This window comes from Kribbella sp. VKM Ac-2569 (assembly GCF_004216905.1).
Classification (GTDB): Bacteria; Actinomycetota; Actinomycetes; order Propionibacteriales; family Kribbellaceae; genus Kribbella.
Map to the genome: position 1 here is coordinate 591,216 of NZ_SGXJ01000002.1, position 19,693 is coordinate 610,908.

Consider the following 19,693-nt stretch of genomic DNA (forward strand, 5'->3'; position numbering starts at 1 on the left):
GGACCCGGGCACATTCCCGGCCCCGCTACACGAGGTCAAAGGGCCTGGAACAAGCCGGTTTCCCGGAACACGTCGTGCAGTCGCAGGACGACCTCGGTCGGCGGATGCATCGGTCCAGGTGGAGCCGCGAAGAATCCGGCCTCGAGGACTTCGTCCTCGCCAGGTCGCAGCGTGCCGGTCCAGCGGCGCGCCTCGAAGCAGAGCGCGAAGCATTGCACGAGATCGCCGTTCGGGTAGGTCAGCGTGTGTACGTCGGCGCGCGACAGGCTCGCGAACGGGACCAGGTCCTCCTCCGCAACAGTCAGCCCGGTCTCCTCGGAGAACTCGCGGGCCGCCGTACGACGGAAGCTGTCGCCTGGTTCTGCTCCGCCGGCGGGCAGCTCCCACAGACCGGAGTCGCGACTTCTCTGGAACAGGATGCGATCGTCCGCATCGATCGCGAGGACCTGCGCACCGGGCAGCAACAGCAGGCGGGAGCCGACGTCGCGGCGGAGCTGGGCGAGGTAGGGGTCCACGAATGAGAGGGTAGAGCCGTGGACTGGGTGAGGCGGCGGGCGGGATCCCTGCTGGGGTTGGGTTTGATCGGCGGGCTGGTGTGGACGACGGTCGTCACCTTGTCGATGCCCGGCTGGTACGCGCCGGGTGAGGACTGCGCGCGCAAGGTCGGCGCGGTGGACGCGGTCGCGCGCACCAGTTGGTTCCCGCCGTGATCGCCGCCGCGCAATGGTCGCGCGCCGAACGCCCTGCCGACCTGGCTACGGAATGAACAGTCCGACCAGGTCGGCGCTGACCGCCCAGAGGTGTGCCGCGACCGATTCCTCGTAGCTCCGTGGGGATGATCGCGCGGACTTGCTCCTGACGAAGTACTGGCCGGTCGTCCGATCGAGGCCGGGCGCGGACGCCAGGTGGATCGAGGTGGCGGCACCGCCGGCCGGGGACTTCATGAACGGGCGCAGGACGGGCACGAACAGTCGCTGCACACGACCCGGGTCGTCGGCTCCGAACGCGGTACTCACCAAGCCCGGATGTACCGCGTTGGCGGTGACCGCCGTGGCCCGCAGCTTTCTGGCCAGTTCGTAGCTGAACAAAACGTTGGCGAGCTTGGACTGGTTGTACGCGCGGGATCCGGAGTAGGACCGGGTGCCCTGGAGGTCGTCGAAGTCGATGCGCCCGAACGTATGCGCGTTGGACGCGACCGTGACCACGCGAGCCGCAGCGCCCTGCTCAAGGCGCTCGAGGAGCAGATGGGTGAGCAGGTACGGCGCGAGGTGGTTGACGGCAAAGGTGTGCTCGAGGCCGTCCGCGGTGACATGCCTACTGTTCCAGTAGCCGCCGACGTTGTTGATCAGTACGTCGATCCGTGGCTCCTGCCGAAGCACTTCGTCGGCCAGTCGGCGGACCTCCGACTGCACGGACATATCCGCCACGAACACCTCGGCGGTCCCACCGGCCACCCGGATCTCCCGCGCCGTGTCGTCGGTGCGCCTGGTGTCGCGCCCGGTGACCAGCACCCGGGCGCCCATTGCCGCCAGGCCCAGCGCGGTTGCTTTGCCGATACCCGACGTACCCCCTGTGATCAGAACTGTCCTGCCGATCATGTGCCGACCACTGATCGAGTCCATCCGAGCCCCCGGCACGGACGCCACCTTGTCGCGACCCTGTCGGTCGCCCGGTGCAAGACCCGGCCGCACTGCTCTCAGCATCCGCTCCCCGCACGGTTCTGTCCATTGCCGCTCAGTTCAACGTTGACAGGGACGATTCGGCCGGGGACCCTGAGCGACAGGGGGCTGGTATTCATGTCAGGTTCTGTTGCGTACCCGGTGCATGTGAACGCGGTGCTGGATCCGGGGACGTCCAGGTGGTTGTGGCTGGTGAAGTGGATCCTGGCGATCCCACACTGGGTCGTACTGCTGTTCCTCTGGATCGGTTTCCTGGTCTGCTCCGTGATCGCGTTCTTCGCGATCCTCTTCACCGAGCGCTACCCGCGCGCCCTCTTCGACTACAACGTCGGCGTGCTGCGGTGGTCGTGGCGTGTGAACTACTACGCCTACGGTGCGCTCGGCACCGACCAGTACCCGCCGTTCACGCTCGGCGAGGTCGAGAGCTACCCGGCGCAGCTGTCGGTGGACTATCCCGAGCGCCTGTCCCGTGGCCTGGTCCTGGTGAAGTGGTGGCTGTTGGCGATCCCGCACTACATCATCGTCGGCATCTTCACCGGCGGCGGCGCCTGGGCCGCCAACCGGTCCGACGACTGGGAGTGGAGCCTCGGCGGCGGCCTGGTCGGCGTACTCGTCCTCTTCGCCGCGATCGCGCTCGCCTTCACGGGGGCGTACCCGCGATCGCTCTACGACCTGATCCTCGGGCTGAACCGCTGGGCCTTGAGGGTCTCCGGGTACGCCGCCTTGATGACCGATGTCTATCCGCCGTTCCGCCTCGACCTCGGCGGCACCGATCCTGTCGTCGAGGTCCCGACGCCTGACTAACAGGGCCAGCCGGGCTCGATGTTCTGGTTCAGATGGAAGACGTTCTCAGGGTCGTACTGGCACTTCACGCGCGCCAGCCGCTGGTAGTTCTCCTCGCCGAACCCCGCGATCACCCGGTTCTGGCCTTCGTTGCCGATGAAGTTCAGGTACACGTACCCGGTGGCCCACTCGGCCAGGTCCGAGCACACGTCCCGCGCCCACCGGATCCCGCGCGCATCGTCGGCCGGATCGGACCACAGCCCGAACGGGTGCACGACCCACGCCGCCTGGCGATGCGGCTGCGGCCACTTGTCCGCACCCCGTTGTACGGCGCCACCCCACGGCAGGATCGCCTGTTGCGACGGTGACGGCGAGATCATGTCCGCCGACCGGCCGGCGAACGCCTCGACCGCGGGATCGGGGAACGACGCCAGATGTTCCCCGGACCAGTAGTTCCGGAACCCCGGCGGATCGTCGAGCGCCGATTGAATATCGGCGTACGGCATCTCCGCGACCAACTCGGCCTCCGGCTCCAGCGCGAACAGCGGCGCGAACACATCACGCATTTCCGCCTCGCTCCCGGCGTAGACCGCCGCCGCACCCACGATCAGCTGCCCCTGCAGGTGCGCGGGCACGAACTCTTCGGGCGGCCCGGTCAAATAGATCACGCCGCCACCGAGCTCTTCGGGCGCACCCGACTCGATGAGGTCCCGGTACGCACGCAGTACCGTCGGACCGTCCGACGCCGGCCACATCAGCAACGCCAACGTTGTCGAGGGCAACTGCTGGAGATGGAACGTCAGCGACGTCGCGACCCCGAAGTTCCCACCGCCGCCGTGCAGCGCCCAGAACAGCTCGGTGTTCTTCGTCTCGTCCGCGATCAGCAGCCGTCCGTCCGCGGTGACGAGCTCCACCGAGATCAGCGCGTCACACGCGAGCCCGTACTTGCGTTCCAGCCAACCGGACCCGCCGCCGAGCGTCAGGCCCGCGATCCCGGTCGTCGACGCCCGTCCACCGGTCGTCGCCAGCAGGTACTTCTGGCAGGCCCGATCGAGATCACCCCAGGTCGCGCCCCCGCCGACCCGCGCGATCCGGGCGAACGGATCGATCTGAACGCTGTTCATCCGCCGCAGATCGACGACCAGGCCGCCGTCGGTGACCGCGGTCCCCGCCACCCCGTGCCCGCCACCGCGAACCGCGATCTCCAGCTCCTGATCGGCGCCGTACCGCAGTGCCGCCTGGACGTCGCCCACCGATTCGCACTGGGCGATCATCGCGGGCCGCTTGTCGATCATCCCGTTGAAGACCGTGCGTGCGTCGTCGTACGCCGCGTCGGTGTCGCGCAGCAGCACTCCGCCGAAACCCGGTGGCCGCAGCTGTTCGATGAGTTCGGACATGGTGGATCCCCCTTGCTCACTCCCCCAGGCGATCCATCGATCGTCCATCGCGGCACCCGCCGGGTCAACGCCAGGCCGATTACCGCGTCATCACACGATCGGCTGTCCACCAAGGGCTTTCGCGCGATCACGCCCCGAGACGATCTGGGCTCACCCGCCGTACGTCGGTAGTGTTCGAGGTGTGACTGATGCGGCGGTGATCGGTGGTGTGGGTCAGGTCCTGACCGAGGACGAGGTGACGGCGTTCGTCGGCGGTGTCCTGGCCGGCGCGGGCCTGGAGGGACGCAGCGTCTGCGTGATCGTCCCGGACGCGACCCGCAGCTGCCCGCTTCCCTTGCTCATAAAGGCGGTCACCGAGGCCCTGAAGGACAGTCAGGTCACGATCCTGGTTGCCCTGGGCACTCATGCGGAGATGACGCCGGACCAGCTCCGCGAGCACCTGGGCGGCGACTACCCGAACGTGATCAACCACGAGTGGTGGAAACCCGACACGTTCGCCGACCTCGGCACGATCGGCCCCGACCGGATCGGCGAGATCTCGGACGAGATGCTCCGCGACGAGGTTCCGGTCCGCCTGAACCGCGCCGTCGTCGAGCACGACGTGGCCCTGGTCGTCGGGCCGGTGTTCCCGCACGAGGTGGTCGGTTTCTCCGGCGGCAACAAGTACTTCTTCCCGGGGGTCGCGGGGCAGGAGGTCATCGACTTCTCGCACTGGCTCGGCGCCCTGATCACCAGCGCGAACATCATCGGTACGCCGGGACTCACCCCGGTCCGGGCCCTGATCGACGAGGCCGCCGCGCTCATCCCGGCCGAGAAGCTCGCCCTGTCGGTGGTCGCCCAGTCCGGGACGGACGCGCTGCACGCGGTCGCGTTCGGGGACACGATCTCGTCCTGGTGCGCGGCCGCCGAGATCTCCGCGCAGACCCACGTCCGCTACCTGGAGCATCCAGTCCGGCGGGTCGTCTCTGTGATGCCACCGAAGTACGCCGATATCTGGACCGCGGCCAAGGGCTTCTACAAGGTCGAGCCGATCGTCGCGGACGGCGGCGAGGTGATCCTCTACGCGCCGCACGTCACCCAGCTGGCCGCGATGCACCCCGAGATCGAGGAGATCGGCTACCACTGCCGCGACTACTTCGTCGGCCAGTGGGACAAGTTCCGCGACCTGCACTGGGGCGTCCTCGCGCACTCCACGCACCTGCGCGGCGCGGGCACCTGGGACCCGGCCAACGGCGAGCACCTCCGCGTCCGGGTCACGCTCGCCACCGGCATCCCCGAGGACGTCGTACGGCGGGCCAACCTCGGCTACCTCGACCCGGCGACGGTCGACCTGGCCGCGTACGAGTCCGACCCGGAGACCTTCGTCGTACCGAACGCCGGCGAGACCCTCTACCGGCTTCAGTGACTCGCCGGTAACCTCAGGCGGTATGGCTGAGGTCGTCATCATCGGGTCCGGGTTCGCCGGGCTGTGCATGGGCATCAAACTGCAGCAGGCAGGGTGTGAGGACTTCGTCATCCTCGAGAAGGCGGACGACCTCGGCGGCACCTGGCGGGACAACACGTATCCCGGCTGCGCCTGCGACATCCCGTCGTACCTCTACTCGTTCTCGTTCGAGCAGAACCCGCGCTGGACGCGGATGTTCGCGCCCTGGGACGAGATCCTGGCGTACCTGCGGCACTGCGCGGACAAGTACGGCATCGCGGACAAGATCCGGTACGGCGCCGAGGTCACCGAAGCCGTCTTCGACGAGGCGACCGGCCGCTGGACCGTCACGGTCAACGGCGACGAGACGATCGAGACCCAGTCCCTCGTGGCCGGCGTCGGCAGCCTGCACCGGCCGAAGCTCCCGGACCTCCCGGGCCTCGACTCGTTCGCCGGTACGACGTTCCACTCGGCCGTCTGGGATCACTCGGCCGACCTGCGCGGCCGGAACGTGGCGGTGATCGGGACCGGCGCGTCAGCGATCCAATTCGTGCCGCAGATCGCTCCGCAGGTGGCCCAGCTGGACGTGTATCAGCGGACGCCACCGTGGGTGACGCCGAAGCCGGACCGCTCGATCGGCGGCTGGGAGCGCGCGCTGCACAAACGGTTCCCGGCCGGCCAGCGGGCGATCCGCAACGTCATCTACTGGGGTCTCGAGGGTCGCGGCGCGGGCTTCGCCGGGAACCCGAAGTTGATGAAAGGCCTCGAAATACAGGCGAAACGGCACCTGCACAAGCAGGTCACCGATCCTGAGCTACGGGCGAAACTGACCCCGGACTACCAGATCGGCTGCAAGCGGATCCTGATCTCGAACGACTACTACCCCGCGCTCACCCGGCCGAACGTCGACCTCGTCAGCACGCCGATCACCCGGGTCACCCCGACCGGCGTCGTCACCGCCGACGGCACCGAACGGGCCTGCGACACGATCGTGCTCGGCACCGGGTTCGACGTCTCGGCGAACCTGACCCGGATGCCGATCCTCGGCAAGGACGGCGTCGACCTCGCCGACCACTGGAAACGCAACGGCATCGGCGCACACCTCGGCATCACGGTCGCCGGCTACCCGAACCTGTTCCTGCTGGTCGGCCCGAACACGCTCCTCGGCCACTCCTCGATGGTGTTCATGATCGAGGCCCAGGTCCGGTACGTCATGCAGGCCCTCCACCTGCTCCGGCGGCGCAACGCGTCGTACGTCGAGGTCCGCGAGGAGGTCCAGGAACGGTTCGTCGACACCGTCCAGGGCGAGCTCGGCTCCACGGTCTGGCAGTCCGGCTGCACGAGCTGGTACCTGGACGCGGCCGGGCGGAACTCCACGATCTGGCCGGAGTGGACGATGTCGTACTGGCGCCGCACCCGGCGGCTCGATCCGGCGGACTTCGCAGTAGTCCACTAGGGGATGACCCGGACTCCTTCAGTAGGAGTCCGGGTGCCCCGGCGTACGACCTTGGGATGAAGGAAAGACCGATCCGGAGGCCGATGTTTCGCGGGCGCCGTTGAAGGACTCTTGAGACATGGAAATCCTTCAGATCGCCGGAGCGGCAGTCATCGTGATCGGCATCGTGATCACGGCGCTGATCGCCATCATCCCGTCAGTTGTCGACCGATAACGTCAGTCGGCGGACAAGTGGACCAGTAGGTCCTGCCGGGTCAGTACGCCCACCGGCTTGCCGTCGTCCAGAACCATCAGGGCGTCCCCACCCTCGAGCAACTCGACCGCCTTCGTGACCGGTTCGCCGGCGCCCAGGGACGGGAGCGCCGCGTCCATGTGCTGCTCGACCATGTCGGCCAGCCGCGCCTTGCCGGAGTACAGGGCGTCCATCAACGTCCGCTCCGACACCGCGCCGGCCACCTCGGCCGCCATCACCGGCGGCTCCGCACGGACGACGGGCATCTGGGAGACGCCGTACTCACGGAGGATCGCGACCGCCTCGGCGATCGTCTCGTGCGGGTGGGTGTGCACCAGCGGCGGCAGGCTGCCGTCCTTGCCGGCCAGCACGTCACCGAGCGTCGTGCCCTGCTTGGTGTGCGCGAGGAACCCGTACTGCGCCAGCCAGTCGTCGTTGAACACCTTGGTCAGGTAGCCGCGGCCGCCGTCCGGCAGCAGGACCACGATGACGGCTTCGGGGTCGTCGAGCTCCTTCGCCAGCTTGATGGCCGCCGCGGCGGCCATCCCGGCGGAGCCGCCGACCAGCATCGCCTCCTCGCGGGCGAGCCGCCGGGTGAGCGCGAACGAGTCCGCGTCCGACACCTCGATGATCCGGTCGCAGATGTTGCGGTCGTACGTCTCCGGCCAGAAGTCCTCGCCGACACCCTCGACCAGGTACGGCCGGCCGGTACCGCCGGAGTAGACCGAGCCCTCCGGGTCGGCGCCGACGATCTGGACCCGCCCGCCGGAGACCTCCTTCAGGTACCTGCCGGTGCCGGTGACCGTGCCGCCGGTGCCGACGCCCGCAACGAAGTGCGTGATCTTGCCGTCGGTCTGCTCCCAGAGCTCCGGACCGGTGGTCTCGTAGTGCGAGCGGGGGTTGTTCTGGTTCGCGTACTGGTTCGGCTTCCAGGCACCCTCGATCTCGCGGACGAGACGGTCGGAGACGTTGTAGTACGAGTCCGGGTGCTCAGGGGCGACCGCGGTCGGGCAGACCACGACGTCGGCGCCGTACGCCTTGAGCACGTTGCGCTTGTCCTCGCTGACCTTGTCCGGGCAGACGAAGACGCACTTGTAGCCCTTCTGCTGGGCGACCATCGCGAGCCCGACGCCGGTGTTGCCGGACGTCGGCTCGACGATCGTGCCGCCGGGCTTGAGCTCGCCGGAGGCCTCGGCGGCCTCGATCATCCGGACCGCGATCCGGTCCTTCACCGAGCCGCCCGGGTTGAAGTACTCGACCTTGGCGAGCACCAGCGGCTTGGCGCCGTCTGTCGTTTTCGTCAGCCGCACCAGCGGGGTGTTGCCGACCAGGTCCAGGAGTGATTCTGCGTAGCGCACGATCTTTACTGTAGTGATGTGCGCGTCGTTCCCCTATTTTCACTTGCGTCGGCGTAACTGCGTGTAATCCTTGTACTCATGAGTAGAGCCAGGGCAGCCAAGAAGCTGGCCCAGGCCGCAGCCTTCGGGGGCGGGGGACTCGGACTCATCGGTGCCACGTTGTACGGCGTACTGACCGCTGAGGCCGAGTACGCGAAGCGCGTGATCGGACCGATGCGTTACTACCCGACTCCGGGCAACGGTCTGTACGGCCGGTATCCAGGACATCCGATCACGTTCGCCATGCTCGGCGACTCGAGTGCCGCGGGCTACGGCACCGACTCGCCGGACGAGACCCCCGGGGTGCTGCTCGCCTCCGGGCTCGCCGAGCTGGCCGAGCGATCGGTCCGGCTGGTCGACGTCTCCAAGACCGGGGCGAAGTCGACCGATCTCGCAGCGCAGGTGGACGCCGCGCTGCAGGCCGGGCCGCATGTCGCGGTGATCCTGATCGGGGCGAACGATGTGAAGGCGAAGATGCCTCCGTCGACATCGGTCCGCTTGCTGTCCACCGCCGTACGCCGGTTGCGCGCCGCGAACTGTGAGGTGGTGGTGGGTACCTGCCCCGACCTCGGAGTGATCCGGACGATCCAGCCGCCGTTGCGATGGGTCGCCCGGTCCTGGAGCCACCGGCTGGCCGCCGCTCAGACCATCGCAGTCGTCGAAGCAGGCGGCCGCTCCGTGTCACTCGGCACGCTGCTCGGCGAGGTGTTCCGCACCAACCCGTCGATGTGGGGCCGGGACAACTTCCACCCGTCGGCCACCGGGTACGCCGCCGCGTCGGCCGCGCTGCTGCCGTCGATGGCAGCCGCGATGGGCGTCGGGACCGAGTCGTTCGTGCACCCGGAGCAGTTCCGCGGCGAGGCGATCCTGCCGATCGCGGAGGCCGCCGTACTGGCTGCTCGCCAGGCCGGCACTGAGGTCGCCGCCACCGAGGTCGCTGGGCGGGAACGCGGCCCGCGGGGTCGGTGGGCCGCCCTGCGGCACCGGCGCCGGCACCCGAAGGCGGAGGTCGAGAAGGTCGAGGACGGCGTCGACCCGGTACCGGTCGGTCAATAGTTGTTGGACTTGTGCGTCCGCTGAGCGGGGACTTTCATGTCGGGAGTCTTGCCTCCGGGCGGCCACGTGGTGCACAGTCGATAACTACGCGGTACCCCGATAACGGGAGGCGAAGATGGGCTTGAACCACTCCGAGGAGACGCATCAGCGTTTGGTGGAGGCCGTGCCCAGATGCACCGGACGCGCAATGACCGAGTGGTTCCAGCTGATGAACGACGGACCGTCGTTCCTGCGCTTCGACGACAGAGTGAGATGGCTAGCCGGCGAGTACGCACTCGCGCACGGGCACGCTACCGCCATCGTCCATGAGTTTGATCTGGTCAAGGCGCATCGGCGAATGGGCTGAGCCGCAAAGGAGACGACTCGAAGGCCTGCCCTTTCAGGTGGAGGGGCAGGTCTTTCACGTTCTTTCAGGTCCGATGACCACCTCGTTGCCCTCCGGATCGGCAACCAGGTAAGGCTTCTCGTCCAGCAGCCGCCCACCTGCGGCCACCGCGGCCTCGACCCGCTGAGCCGCCTGATCCTCCGGTACGGCGAGCTCGAAGTGGATCCGGTTTCGCTGCGGCCGAGGCTCCTCCAGCTGCTGGAAAAACAGCACCGGGTTCAAGCGCCGCGGGTCGTAGATGTCCGAGAGGTGCGGCCGGTCGTCCTCCGCGTAGCCCAGCAGCGCCACCCAGAACGCCCGGACCGCCGGTACGTCGACCGCGTCGATCCCGAACTGCACGAACCGCAACCCCGCCGGGTCCGCTCGCAACCCGAGGTCCTTCGCCGCGGCCTCGATCTGCGTGGCCAGCGCGACGAACTTCGGGTCCGCGCCGTCGCCGTCCTCCCACTGGTCCTTCCCGCTGTCGATCACGACGCCTTCCGGCCGTACGTCGATCATCAGCGGAATGCCCGCGGCATCGGCGAGCGCGGCCACCTTGCTCGCCAACTGCGCCGGCGCGGAGGTCGGGTAGAACGTCATCGCGGCGAACAACGCCAGCCAGTCGGTCGTCCCCGGCAGCGGGTCCCCTGGCACCAGGTCGACCTCGTTCCCCTCGTCGTCGGGCAGCATCACGCCGTACGCCCCGGACGGCTCCCGACCCGTCACCGCGCGCGCCTCGTCCACCGCCGCCGACGGCCGGACCACGTCGACGTGGATCCGGTTCCGCAACGGTCGCGACTCCGCGAGCCGCCGTACGGTGAACGCCGGGTCCCGCCGCAGCAGATCCGGGCCGAGGACGGCATGCCAGAACGGCTGCACCGCGGCCGGATCTGCGGCCTCGATCACGACGTCGAGGGTCTGGACACCCGCTGGGTTCGCGATCAGGCCGAGCTCCTCGGCTGCGATCTGGGTGTCTTCAGTGGACCGCACACGGACGCCGGTCGAACGGATGTCGACGTCCGGCATCCCGTGCTGCGCGAGGCGTTCGGCGAGTGCGGCGCCGGCGGCATGCGAAGGAGCGTCGTACCAGGTTGTGGTCATGGGACCACCGTAGAGCCGGAACCGGACGACCTGCGTCCGGAAAAGCGGAAGGGCCGGCCCACCTGGACCGGCCCTTCCGTGGTCGTGCGGTTCTAGGTGCTGCTGGGATCAGTCGCCGCCGCGAAGGATGGCGAGGATCCGCAGGATGTTCCAGTACAGCCAGACCAGGGTGACGGTCAGGCCGAACGCGGCCCGCCAGGCCTCGTTCTGCGGGGCGCCCTGGCGGACACCCTGCTCGATCATGTCGAAGTCGAGGATCAGGTTGAACACCGCGAGACCGGCGCCGAGCGCGGCGAACAGCAGACCCATCGGGCCCATACCGCTGATGCCGGTGCTGATCCCGAAGAGGCTCAGGACCAGGTTGACCAGCAGCACGCCGGCGAAGCCCGCCGTACCGATGATCACCATCTTGGTGAACTTGGGCGTCACCTTGATCGCGAAGTACTTGTACGTCGCCAGTGTCAGGCCGGCCGTCACCATCGTGGCCAGCACGGCCTGCACGATGATCGCGGAGTCACCGACCCAGGCGGCGATGAACTTGCTGCCGATCCCGAGGAACACGCCCTCGGCGACGGCGTACAGCATCACCAGGGCCGGGTTCACCTTGCGCGAGAACGACAGCACCATGGCGAGCGCGAACCCGACCAGTGCACCGGCAAGGAACGCCGGCTTGACGAGCTCGACCGGGACCATCCACCAGGCCACGGCGGCAGCCGCCACGACCACGCCCAGGGTGATCGCGGTCTTGACGATCACGTCGTCCAACGTCATGGGGCGGCTCGAGGCCGGAGCCCCCGGGTACTGCTGCTGCGGCGGCATACCCGATCCGCCACCGTATGGGCTCTGCTGACCGTACGGAGCGGCCCCCGGATAGGCCTGGCCGTGGCCAGGCGCGAACGCACTCGACCGGTTCAGCACCGGGTTACTGCTCTGCATCTCTTCCTCCTGATGACCCACATCCGGGGCCGTATCGAGATACTACGGTCCCACCCTTAACAACGTCTGAGAATCCATCAACCATTCCGCACCGAAAACGGGCGAATATCCATCGCTTCCCGATGTATTTGCCTGCAATACAAGGATCAGACGTGCGGGCGGACGGGTTCCTGGGTGGTGAGGGCGGCGCCGACCTGGTCGGCGAGGGCGACGGCTACCAGGCGTTGTTCCAGGTCGGGGCGGGCGATCCGGCTGGCGGCGGTGAGGAGGAAGCGGCCGCGGGGTTCGCCGGCGTGCTGGACGGTCAGTTCGATCTCGGCGTTCGTCGGCAGGCCGTCGCGTTCGACCTTCAGGACGTGCGATCCGCGGGTCACGGAGCCGTCCGGGTTCAGCCGCGGCGCCTGGGTCTGTTTGCTGCTGGCAACGAACTTGGCGCCGTCGATTCCCAGTACGGCGGTGAGTTCGGCGCGCACCTGCTCGATCAGGTCGTCGGTCGACCCGCCGGCCGCGACCGCCTGCGAGGTGGTGATCACGCCGTCCAGGTACCCGGCGCGCCGGGACGCCTTGGCTTGTTGCCCTCGGCCCCAGATCGCGATCTGCGTGACCGCGATCCCGATCACCAGCAGCAGTACGGCCTGTTCGACGTCGTTGGTGCTGTTGATGGTGAAGCTGTCGTACGGCATGGTCAGGAAGAAGTCGAACCACACCGCGCTCGACACCGCCGCGATCACCCCGGCGAGCCGGATCCCGAACACGGCGACCGCCACGATCACGACCACCAGCAGCAACGCCGCGTTCGCGTTGTCGAAGTGCTCCCGGAACGGCGTCAGCAGCGCACACACCGCCGGGGGCGCCAGCACCGAGGCTGTCAGGACCGGGGTCCGATAGTTCTCCACCTCTCTATTGATGCGCACCACCCCCACCGGATCAACAGTTCTCACAAAGGTCTGTCATCCGTACCGCGGTTCGCATGCCCGAGGTGGAGCGGTGTGTGGGTGGCTGAGGTCTGCCGAGGGAACGGGCGACGCGTGCATTTTCGACAGGAGGTGTCGGGTGGCTGGGTAGTGCACCTGAGCGTGATTGTGATCGTGCGTACGGTGTCTCGCTGGTGCTCTACCTGTCGAGCTTGCACACCACCGGCCGGCTGGTGGGATCCGTGCGCCAACTTCCCACCCACATCAGTCAGGCGAGCCGAATAACCAGTGGCTGCTCGGATACTCGCCTGCGTAAGTTGCCTCGCATGTATCGACTCCGACTGGCTACGGACGCGGACATCACGTTCCTGGCCGACGTGACGCTGGCCGCCACCGGCGCGCAGGGCCGCCTGCCTGCCGACTTCGACGAGCCTGCCTGGCGGGCGCGATTCGCTGAGTGGAGTCGCGAGTCGATCGAGGATCCCGCCACCGATCTGTACGTCGTCGAGATCGACGACGTACGCGCCGGTCGCCTGAGGGTCAGCCGCACGCCGGAAGTCGTCGAAGTGAACGGCATCCAACTCCATCCTGACGTCCAGAACCGTGGCGTCGGTACGGCGATCCTCACCGCGTTGCAGTCCGAGGCCGCGGGGTACCGCGTACCGCTGAAGCTGAACGTCGAGCGGGACAATCCGGACGCGCGCCGGCTGTACGAGCGCCTCGGCTTCGCCAAGACCGGCGAGGACGGGGCCGAGGATGTGCTGCAGTGGTCGAAGGCCGCGGAGCAGAACCGGTTGTGGAACGCGGACGTCGCGGAGCGGTACGACACGCCCGGCGACGGGATGTTCTCGGCGGACGTTCTCAGGCCGACCGTGCAACGGCTGGCTGGACTCGCCGACGGTGGGCGGGCGCTCGAGTTCGCGATCGGCACCGGGCGGGTCGCCGTACCACTCTCGGAGTACGGCGTGCCGGTGAGCGGGATCGAACTGTCGGACGCGATGCTCGAACGGCTGCGGACGAAGGCCGACGCGGAGACGATCCCGGTCGTCGCGGGCGACATGGCGACGGCGCGCGTACCGGGCGAGTTCACCCTCGTTTACCTGGTCTACAACACGATCGCGAACCTGCTCACCCAGGAGGAGCAGGTCGAGTGCTTCCGCAACGCCGCCCGCCACCTCTCCCCCGGCGGCCGCTTCGTGATCGAACTCTGGGTCCCCGAACTACGACGTCTCCCACCCGGTGTCCCCGCCACCGTCGGCACCGCCGATCCCGGTTACATCCTGCTGGACACGTACGACGTACTGAAGCAGCACGTCGTCTCACACCACTTCCACTTCGGCGAAGGCACCGAGGCACGCCTGGGCCGCACCCCACACCGCTACATCTGGCCGGCCGAACTCGACCTGATGGCCCAACTAGCCGGCTTCACCCTCGAATCCCGCCACGCCGACTGGACCAACACCGAGTTCACCGCCGACTCCCCCTCCCACGTTTCGGTCTACCGCCTGCCGACCGCATAGAGGCACTCAGGCGTCGGTCCTCGGGTGGCCGCCTAGTTGTTCGAGGACGTCCAGCCAGTCCATCACGACGTCGGATTCGACCATCACGCCGTCTGCGAACCTGTCCAGGGACATGCCTCTGAAGGTGACCCGCTGACCGGTCGCTGGAACTCCGAGCCACTCGCCCCGGTGCGTACCTTGGTAGTCGAAGCGGACCGCCAGCCGGTCGCCTTGGACGACGCGCGCCGCTTCGGTGCACGCGTAGTCCGGGAAGGCCTCGCGGATTTCCCCGATGCCTTTCTTGAAGTCGGCTGCCAGCTCAGGACTCATCAGCGCGTCGAGTGCCCCCAGGTCACCCGCGCCGATCGCATCGGTGATCGCCTCGTCGATGCGCACCATCTCGTCGCGGTCCATGACCGTCCCCTTCCCCTTGCTGCGACGCTAGGACTCCGCCGACGGCCCGGCAAGGGCTGGCTTGCGGTTGTGTGTCAGGGCTGGTGGGTACCGCCCGAGGGACCGACCATGAGGGGATGAGGGCTCCCTCAGATGGGGGATGTTCGGTGGGTGAGATCACTCCCAGAAGGGTTTGTGAAATCTTTCACGAGCGTTTAGCGTTGAAGCGAACATGAAGTCTGAGAACCACTCAGGGAGAGTGAACCGCATGACAACCCAGGTGCCGCACATCCTCGTCGTCGGAGGCGGTTACGTCGGGATGTACACCGCGTACGGCCTGCGCCGCGCCGCCCGTAAGGGCCGGATCCGGGTGACCGTGGTCGACCCGCGGTCGGTAATGACCTACCAGCCGTTCCTGCCGGAAGCCGCGGCCGGTTCGGTGGAGCCGCGGCACGTCGTGGTGCCGCTGCGCAAGACCCTCAAGGGCTGCCGGGTGGTGACCGGCCGCGTGACGGGGATCGATCACGCGCACAAGGTCGCCAAGGTGATGCCCGAGGAGGGCCCGGAGTACGAGCTCGCCTACGACCAGGTCGTGGTCGCGCTCGGCTCGATCGCCCGCACGCTGCCCATCCCCGGCCTGGCCGAGGAAGCGACCGGCTTCAAGAACGTCGAAGAGGCCATCGCACTGCGCAACAAGGTCCTGGACCGGCTCGACGTCGCGTCGTCGCAGCCCGACCCGGTGCTGCGCAAGTCCGCGCTCACGTTCGTCTTCGTCGGCGGCGGGTACGCCGGTGTGGAGGCGTTCGCCGAGCTCGAGGACATGGCCCGCTACGCCACTCGCTACTACGACAACATCAAGCCCGAGGACATGCGCTGGGTCCTGGTCGAGGCCACCAACCGGATCCTTCCCGAGGTCGGCCCTGATCTCGGCCAGTACACCGTGGACCAGCTCCGCAAGCGGAACATGGACATCCGCCTGGAGACCCGGCTGGAGTCCTGCGAGAAGGGCCACGTGATCCTCAGTGACGGCGAGGAGTTCGACGCCGACACGATCGTCTGGACGGCCGGCGTGAAGGCGAACCCGGCGCTCGCCGCGACGGACTTCCCGCTGGACGAGAAGGGCCGGGTCAAGACGCTGCCGAACCTGCGGATCGAGGGTGTCGACGACGCGTGGACCGCCGGCGACAACGCCGCCGTACCGGACCTGACCAGCGAGACCGGTGCGTACTGCGCCCCGAACGCGCAGCACGCCGTACGGCAGGCCAACCGGCTCGCCGCGAACATCCTGCGGGTCGTCGACGGTCAGCCGCCGCAGGACTACAAGCACAAGTACGTCGGCTCGGTCGCGAGCCTCGGCCTGCACAAGGGCGTCGCGCAGCTGTACGGCGTCAAGGTGAAGGGCTGGCTGGCCTGGTTCCTGCACCGGACCTACCACGTGTCCCGCGTGCCTACCCTGAACCGGAAGGCCCGCGTCATCCTGGACTGGACCCTGGCGCTGTTCTTCCGCCGCGAGGTCACCAGCCTCGGCAGCCTGCAGACGCCGAACGAAGAGTTCCGCCGCGCGACCCAGTCGTAACTCGGCACCTGATCGGCCGGGCCTCCAACTCGCCGGGGGCCCGGCCTTCTTTTCGCGGTCCCGCTCTGCGACGCTGTGCGCGAGTGTCTGGAGGGGGACATGAGTAAAGCGATGCTGCCGCCGCGCTGGTTCATCCGCGGGGCTTGGAAGGTCCACCGAGGTCTCTACAACGTCAGCAAGGGCCGCAAAGGTCTCTCACGACCGCGGGGCAAGAAGTACGGCCTGTTGCGGCTCACAGTGACCGGCCGGCGGACCGGGGAACCGCGGAGCGTGATTCTCGGGTACGTCGAGGACGGGCCGAACCTGGTCACCCTCGCGATGAACGGGTGGGGCGCACCGGAACCCGCCTGGTGGCTGAACCTGCTGGCCCACCCGGATGCCGACGCGGTGCTCACCGACGGGGAACGACCGGTCCGCGGACGCGCCGCCGAAGGCTCGGAACGCACACGGCTGTGGGCCCGCTGGCAGGACCTCGACAAGAACCTCGACGAGTACGCCGATCGCCGCCCGAGAACGACCGCGGTAGTGGTGCTCGAACCGCGCTAGTCGTGCAAGAGCCCGGCGTCGTGGACGAGGAGGGCGATCTGGACGCGGTTGTTCAGGTCGAGTTTCGTGAGGATGCGGGAGACGTGCGTCTTCACGGTCGGGACGCTGAGGTAGAGGGTCGCGCTGATCTCGGCGTTCGACTTCCCCTCGCCGACGGCGACGGCGATCTCGCGTTCACGGTCGTTCAGGTCCGCGAGGCGGGCGGCGGCCTTGGTCTTGCGGTCGTTCTGCCCGGAGTCGGCGACGCGGGTGATCAGGCGTTTGGTGACGGCCGGTGAGAGGACGGGATGCCCGGCGGCGATCCGGCGTACCGACTCGACGATCTCGGCGGGCGGGGTGTCCTTCAGGATGAACCCGGCGGCGCCGGCGCGGAGGGCGCGCAGGACGTGCTCGTCGGCGTCGAAGGTGGTGAGGATGACCACCTCAGGTGCGCCCGAACGACGGCGTACCGCTTCCGTCGCGGTGAGGCCGTCGGTGCCGGGCATCCGGATGTCCATCAGGATCACGTCCGGTGCGAGCCGGTCGATCAGACCCTGTACGCCGGACCCGTCCCCGGCCTCCCCGACCACGCGGATGTCCTCGGCTCCGCCGAGCATCAACTTCAACCCGGCCCGCAACAACGGATCATCGTCGACGATCAGCACCCGAATGGTCATGCGGGCCACGGTAGCCAGGCGTACAGGCGGAAGTCGCCTTCGGGGGTGCGGCCGTGTTCGACGCGGCCTTCGACCAGGGCAGCGCGCTCGCTGAGGCCCTTCAAACCTTGGCCGTCTCCGCGCCGGCGGTTCGGTGCTGGGTTGCGCAGTTCGACGGATAGTCCGTTGCCTGGGGCACCGGTCACGCTGATCGTCACGGGCTCGCCCGGCGCATGCTTGACCGCGTTCGTCAGCCCTTCCTGCACGATCCGGTACGCCGTACGCCCGACGTGCTCCGGCAACGCGCCCGGCGCATCGAGCGTGAGATCGACCGGGATGCCCGCCTCCCGCGAGCCCTCCACGAGCGCGGGCAGGTCGGCGAACGCGGGCTGCGGAAGCTCGCCTACTGGAGCCCGCAGTACGCCGATCACCTCGCGGAGATCCTGCAGCGCCTGGTGCGCGCTCGCCCGGATGATCTCGGCGGCGCCGGCGACCTCGGCGGTGGACGCGTCCGGGCGGTACGCCAGCGCGCCGGCATGAACGCTGAGCAACGACAGCCGATGACCGAGCACGTCGTGCATCTCGCGAGCGATCTCCTCGCGCGCCCGGAGCTGGGCCTGCTCGGCCTGCAGCGTCGCCACGGTCTCGGCCCGATCCGCCCGGTCCCGCAGCGTCTGCAGGAGTTGCCGCCGGGACCGGATGTAGAACCCCCAGCCGGCCATGGCCAGGTACAGGGTCATGCCGATGACGAGCTGCGTCTTCCAATCCTCCTTGTGCCGCACCTGGAGGTAGGTGAGCGTGGCAACGAAGTTCACCGCGAAGACCCAGATCGAGGTCCGCCACGGCTTGTGGACGGCGACGGTCATGATCAGGACCAGCGTCGGCCCGGCCGCGGCGTCGGAGTACACCGAGACCGCAGCCGCGAGAACTGCCAACGGGACAGCCCAGCGGCGCCGGAACCACAGGGTCAGGCACAGCACCATCCCCGACCAGAAGTCGACCGCGAGCAGCATCCGCGGCACGGGGTCGCCCTCACCCTCGTTGTAGGCGAGAAGCCCGATCAGAACTGCCAGCACGAACGACACGCTGTCCACGACCCAGTTCACGGCCGTACGTCGACGTACGCGCTCACTCATGTCTTGAATGTAGCGGTGGGTAAGCGATCTCCGGGGCGGGTGCGGGTGTCCGGATACCGAAGTCGGTGCGATCAGGTACTTAGGTCGGCGGTAGGTTGCCGGGCATGAGTCAGCTCGCTGTCACCGTCATCGGCCCGGACCGCCCGGGGATCATCGCCGACGTCACCGAGGCCCTGGTCGGTACCGGGGTCAACCTCGAGGACTCGACCATGACGCTGCTGCGCGGCCATTTCGCGATGATGATCGTCTGCGCCGGGCCGTTCGACGAGGTGAAGTCGGCGCTCGAGCCATTGCGCGGCGAGCTGGTCATCACGGTCCGCAAGATGGGCCCTGAGCACGAGCACGCGCCGATCGGTGCGCCGTACATGCTGAGCGTCCACGGCGCGGACCGGCCGGGGATCGTCGCGGCGGTGACGCGGATGATCGCGGCCGCCGGAGGCACGATCACGGACCTGGCGACGCGGCTCAGCGGCGGGCTGTATGTGCTGACCGCCGAGGTCGAGCTGCCGCCGACGGCGGAGCTGGAGATGCTGGACCGGGCGCTCGAGATCACCGCCGAGGAACTCGGAGTGGGCGTCACGCTGCGCCCGGCCGAGAGCGACGAACTGTGATCACGGACTGGTCCCCTGCACGTCTGGATGTCCAGGGTGCTGTTCTCGAGGTCGTCCGCGCGCCGCACCCGGTGCTCGCGACGGAGAGCGCGGAGGTGGACCCGCTCGACCCGGAGATGATCCAGCTCGCCGCGGACCTCGTGGCGACCATGCGGGTCTCCCCCGGGTGCGTCGGTCTCGCGGCGCCGCAGGTGGGTGTGGCGGCGCAGATGTTCTCGCTCGACGTGACCAATCACCCGAAGACGCGTACCTGCCACGGCGTCTTCGTGCTGTGCAACGCGGTCGTCGTCGAGGCCTCGCGCAACGAGAAGGCTCGCGAAGGGTGCATGTCGGTGCCGGACTTCACCGGCGACGTCAAACGCGCGACCCGGTTGACCGTCACCGGCGTCCTCCCCGGTACGAAGGACGAGGTCACGATCACCACAGACGCGTTCGAGGCCCGCGCCCTCCAGCACGAGATCGACCACTGCAACGGCAAGCTGTTCCTGGACCGGGTAGCCGGCGCCCACGCCGTGTACCCCCGAAAGACCTACCAGTAACGAGTACTCTCATCCCCGAG

General features: G+C 68.2%; 21 protein-coding genes. 11 read left to right on the forward strand and 10 right to left on the reverse strand.

The features are described from left to right. Window positions 1–35 precede the first annotated feature (35 nt). Window positions 36–515, reverse strand: a complete 480-nt coding sequence (locus tag EV649_RS15850) for an NUDIX domain-containing protein (RefSeq protein WP_130384206.1) — start codon at window positions 513–515, stop codon at window positions 36–38. Between the two features lie 18 nt (window positions 516–533). Here EV649_RS15850 and EV649_RS40805 point away from each other — a divergent pair, with 18 nt between their 5' ends. Beyond that, window positions 534–710 carry a hypothetical protein gene (locus EV649_RS40805; RefSeq protein WP_157996250.1) on the forward strand — a complete coding sequence of 59 codons (177 nt, stop codon included), beginning with the start codon at window positions 534–536 and terminating at the stop codon, window positions 708–710. Window positions 711–755: 45 nt separating this feature from the next. Here the strand turns inward: EV649_RS40805 and EV649_RS15855 are convergent, their stop codons facing one another. Beyond that, window positions 756–1,637, reverse strand: a complete 882-nt coding sequence (locus EV649_RS15855; protein WP_198682519.1) for an SDR family oxidoreductase — start codon at window positions 1,635–1,637, stop codon at window positions 756–758. Window positions 1,638–1,796: 159 nt separating this feature from the next. Between EV649_RS15855 and EV649_RS15860 the strand changes: the two genes are divergently transcribed. After that, a complete protein-coding gene (locus EV649_RS15860) occupies window positions 1,797–2,483 on the forward strand; it encodes a DUF4389 domain-containing protein (protein WP_130384207.1) in 687 nt (228 codons plus the stop codon). Here the strand turns inward: EV649_RS15860 and EV649_RS15865 are convergent. After that, entirely contained in the window at window positions 2,480–3,859 is a 1,380-nt protein-coding gene (locus tag EV649_RS15865) for an FAD-binding oxidoreductase (RefSeq protein ID WP_130384208.1), read from the reverse strand. The genes EV649_RS15860 and EV649_RS15865 overlap by 4 nt on opposite strands. 181 nt (window positions 3,860–4,040) lie before the next feature. Between EV649_RS15865 and EV649_RS15870 the strand changes: the two genes are divergently transcribed. Then, window positions 4,041–5,264: a lactate racemase domain-containing protein gene (locus EV649_RS15870; RefSeq protein WP_241998259.1), complete on the forward strand. Its 1,224-nt coding sequence runs from the start codon at window positions 4,041–4,043 to the stop codon at window positions 5,262–5,264. Between the two features lie 22 nt (window positions 5,265–5,286). Beyond that, on the forward strand, window positions 5,287–6,738 hold the full coding sequence (locus tag EV649_RS15875) for an NAD(P)/FAD-dependent oxidoreductase (protein ID WP_130384210.1): 1,452 nt from the start codon (window positions 5,287–5,289) through the stop codon (window positions 6,736–6,738). A gap of 216 nt (window positions 6,739–6,954) precedes the next feature. Here EV649_RS15875 and EV649_RS15880 read toward each other — a convergent pair whose 3' ends face one another. Continuing rightward, a complete protein-coding gene (locus tag EV649_RS15880; protein ID WP_130384211.1) occupies window positions 6,955–8,328 on the reverse strand; it encodes a cystathionine beta-synthase in 1,374 nt (457 codons plus the stop codon). Window positions 8,329–8,406: 78 nt separating this feature from the next. Between EV649_RS15880 and EV649_RS15885 the strand changes: the two genes are divergently transcribed. After that, entirely contained in the window at window positions 8,407–9,423 is a 1,017-nt protein-coding gene (locus EV649_RS15885; protein WP_130384212.1) for an SGNH/GDSL hydrolase family protein, read from the forward strand. A 115-nt stretch (window positions 9,424–9,538) separates the two neighbouring features. Beyond that, complete coding sequence (locus EV649_RS15890) at window positions 9,539–9,769, forward strand: DUF4287 domain-containing protein (protein ID WP_130384213.1); 231 nt, start codon at window positions 9,539–9,541, stop codon at window positions 9,767–9,769. Between the two features lie 54 nt (window positions 9,770–9,823). On the opposite strand, the gene EV649_RS15895 is transcribed toward EV649_RS15890, so the two are convergent. The 3 genes from EV649_RS15895 to EV649_RS15905 form a co-directional block, all read right to left on the reverse strand. Beyond that, window positions 9,824–10,888, reverse strand: a complete 1,065-nt coding sequence (locus tag EV649_RS15895; protein WP_130384214.1) for a VOC family protein — start codon at window positions 10,886–10,888, stop codon at window positions 9,824–9,826. A 108-nt stretch (window positions 10,889–10,996) separates the two neighbouring features. Then, window positions 10,997–11,824, reverse strand: coding sequence for a Bax inhibitor-1/YccA family protein (locus EV649_RS15900; RefSeq protein ID WP_130384215.1), 828 nt, complete (start codon window positions 11,822–11,824; stop codon window positions 10,997–10,999). A 146-nt stretch (window positions 11,825–11,970) separates the two neighbouring features. After that, a complete protein-coding gene (locus tag EV649_RS15905) occupies window positions 11,971–12,720 on the reverse strand; it encodes a DUF4118 domain-containing protein (protein ID WP_130384216.1) in 750 nt (249 codons plus the stop codon). Window positions 12,721–13,064: 344 nt separating this feature from the next. Between EV649_RS15905 and EV649_RS15910 the strand changes: the two genes are divergently transcribed. Continuing rightward, complete coding sequence (locus EV649_RS15910) at window positions 13,065–14,258, forward strand: GNAT family N-acetyltransferase (RefSeq protein WP_130384217.1); 1,194 nt, start codon at window positions 13,065–13,067, stop codon at window positions 14,256–14,258. Between the two features lie 6 nt (window positions 14,259–14,264). Here the strand turns inward: EV649_RS15910 and EV649_RS15915 are convergent, their stop codons facing one another. Next, window positions 14,265–14,651 carry an ester cyclase gene (locus tag EV649_RS15915; protein ID WP_130384218.1) on the reverse strand — a complete coding sequence of 129 codons (387 nt, stop codon included), beginning with the start codon at window positions 14,649–14,651 and terminating at the stop codon, window positions 14,265–14,267. Window positions 14,652–14,898: 247 nt separating this feature from the next. Between EV649_RS15915 and EV649_RS15920 the strand changes: the two genes are divergently transcribed. Further along, entirely contained in the window at window positions 14,899–16,206 is a 1,308-nt protein-coding gene (locus tag EV649_RS15920; RefSeq protein WP_130384219.1) for an NAD(P)/FAD-dependent oxidoreductase, read from the forward strand. A 99-nt stretch (window positions 16,207–16,305) separates the two neighbouring features. Then, window positions 16,306–16,752: a nitroreductase/quinone reductase family protein gene (locus EV649_RS15925; RefSeq protein ID WP_130384220.1), complete on the forward strand. Its 447-nt coding sequence runs from the start codon at window positions 16,306–16,308 to the stop codon at window positions 16,750–16,752. Here the strand turns inward: EV649_RS15925 and EV649_RS15930 are convergent. Both EV649_RS15930 and EV649_RS15935 read right to left on the reverse strand, forming a co-directional pair. After that, complete coding sequence (locus tag EV649_RS15930) at window positions 16,749–17,408, reverse strand: response regulator transcription factor (RefSeq protein WP_130384221.1); 660 nt, start codon at window positions 17,406–17,408, stop codon at window positions 16,749–16,751. The genes EV649_RS15925 and EV649_RS15930 overlap by 4 nt on opposite strands. Beyond that, window positions 17,405–18,523, reverse strand: a complete 1,119-nt coding sequence (locus tag EV649_RS15935) for a histidine kinase (RefSeq protein WP_130384222.1) — start codon at window positions 18,521–18,523, stop codon at window positions 17,405–17,407. The genes EV649_RS15930 and EV649_RS15935 overlap by 4 nt, the downstream gene beginning before the upstream one ends. Window positions 18,524–18,627: 104 nt before the next feature. On the opposite strand from EV649_RS15935, the gene EV649_RS15940 reads away from it, so the two are divergent. Continuing rightward, a complete protein-coding gene (locus EV649_RS15940; RefSeq protein ID WP_130384223.1) occupies window positions 18,628–19,134 on the forward strand; it encodes an ACT domain-containing protein in 507 nt (168 codons plus the stop codon). Next, window positions 19,131–19,673: a peptide deformylase gene (gene def, locus EV649_RS15945; protein ID WP_130384224.1), complete on the forward strand. Its 543-nt coding sequence runs from the start codon at window positions 19,131–19,133 to the stop codon at window positions 19,671–19,673. The genes EV649_RS15940 and def overlap by 4 nt, the downstream gene beginning before the upstream one ends. Window positions 19,674–19,693: the final 20 nt, after the last annotated feature.

What these genes read in the sequence shown, in the direction of transcription:
- EV649_RS15860 (WP_130384207.1), top strand. Translation starts at nt 1,797, where the DNA reads ATGTCAGGTTCTGTTGCGTACCCGGTGCATGTGAACGCGGTGCTGGAT.
- EV649_RS15865 (WP_130384208.1), bottom strand. Translation starts at nt 3,859, where the DNA reads ATGTCCGAACTCATCGAACAGCTGCGGCCACCGGGTTTCGGCGGAGTG.
- EV649_RS15875 (WP_130384210.1), top strand. Translation starts at nt 5,287, where the DNA reads ATGGCTGAGGTCGTCATCATCGGGTCCGGGTTCGCCGGGCTGTGCATG.
- EV649_RS15885 (WP_130384212.1), top strand. Translation starts at nt 8,407, where the DNA reads ATGAGTAGAGCCAGGGCAGCCAAGAAGCTGGCCCAGGCCGCAGCCTTC.
- EV649_RS15890 (WP_130384213.1), top strand. Translation starts at nt 9,539, where the DNA reads ATGGGCTTGAACCACTCCGAGGAGACGCATCAGCGTTTGGTGGAGGCC.
- EV649_RS15895 (WP_130384214.1), bottom strand. Translation starts at nt 10,888, where the DNA reads ATGACCACAACCTGGTACGACGCTCCTTCGCATGCCGCCGGCGCCGCA.
- EV649_RS15900 (WP_130384215.1), bottom strand. Translation starts at nt 11,824, where the DNA reads ATGCAGAGCAGTAACCCGGTGCTGAACCGGTCGAGTGCGTTCGCGCCT.
- EV649_RS15910 (WP_130384217.1), top strand. Translation starts at nt 13,065, where the DNA reads ATGTATCGACTCCGACTGGCTACGGACGCGGACATCACGTTCCTGGCC.
- EV649_RS15915 (WP_130384218.1), bottom strand. Translation starts at nt 14,651, where the DNA reads ATGGACCGCGACGAGATGGTGCGCATCGACGAGGCGATCACCGATGCG.
- EV649_RS15920 (WP_130384219.1), top strand. Translation starts at nt 14,899, where the DNA reads ATGACAACCCAGGTGCCGCACATCCTCGTCGTCGGAGGCGGTTACGTC.
- EV649_RS15925 (WP_130384220.1), top strand. Translation starts at nt 16,306, where the DNA reads ATGAGTAAAGCGATGCTGCCGCCGCGCTGGTTCATCCGCGGGGCTTGG.
- EV649_RS15930 (WP_130384221.1), bottom strand. Translation starts at nt 17,408, where the DNA reads ATGACCATTCGGGTGCTGATCGTCGACGATGATCCGTTGTTGCGGGCC.
- EV649_RS15935 (WP_130384222.1), bottom strand. Translation starts at nt 18,523, where the DNA reads ATGAGTGAGCGCGTACGTCGACGTACGGCCGTGAACTGGGTCGTGGAC.
- EV649_RS15940 (WP_130384223.1), top strand. Translation starts at nt 18,628, where the DNA reads ATGAGTCAGCTCGCTGTCACCGTCATCGGCCCGGACCGCCCGGGGATC.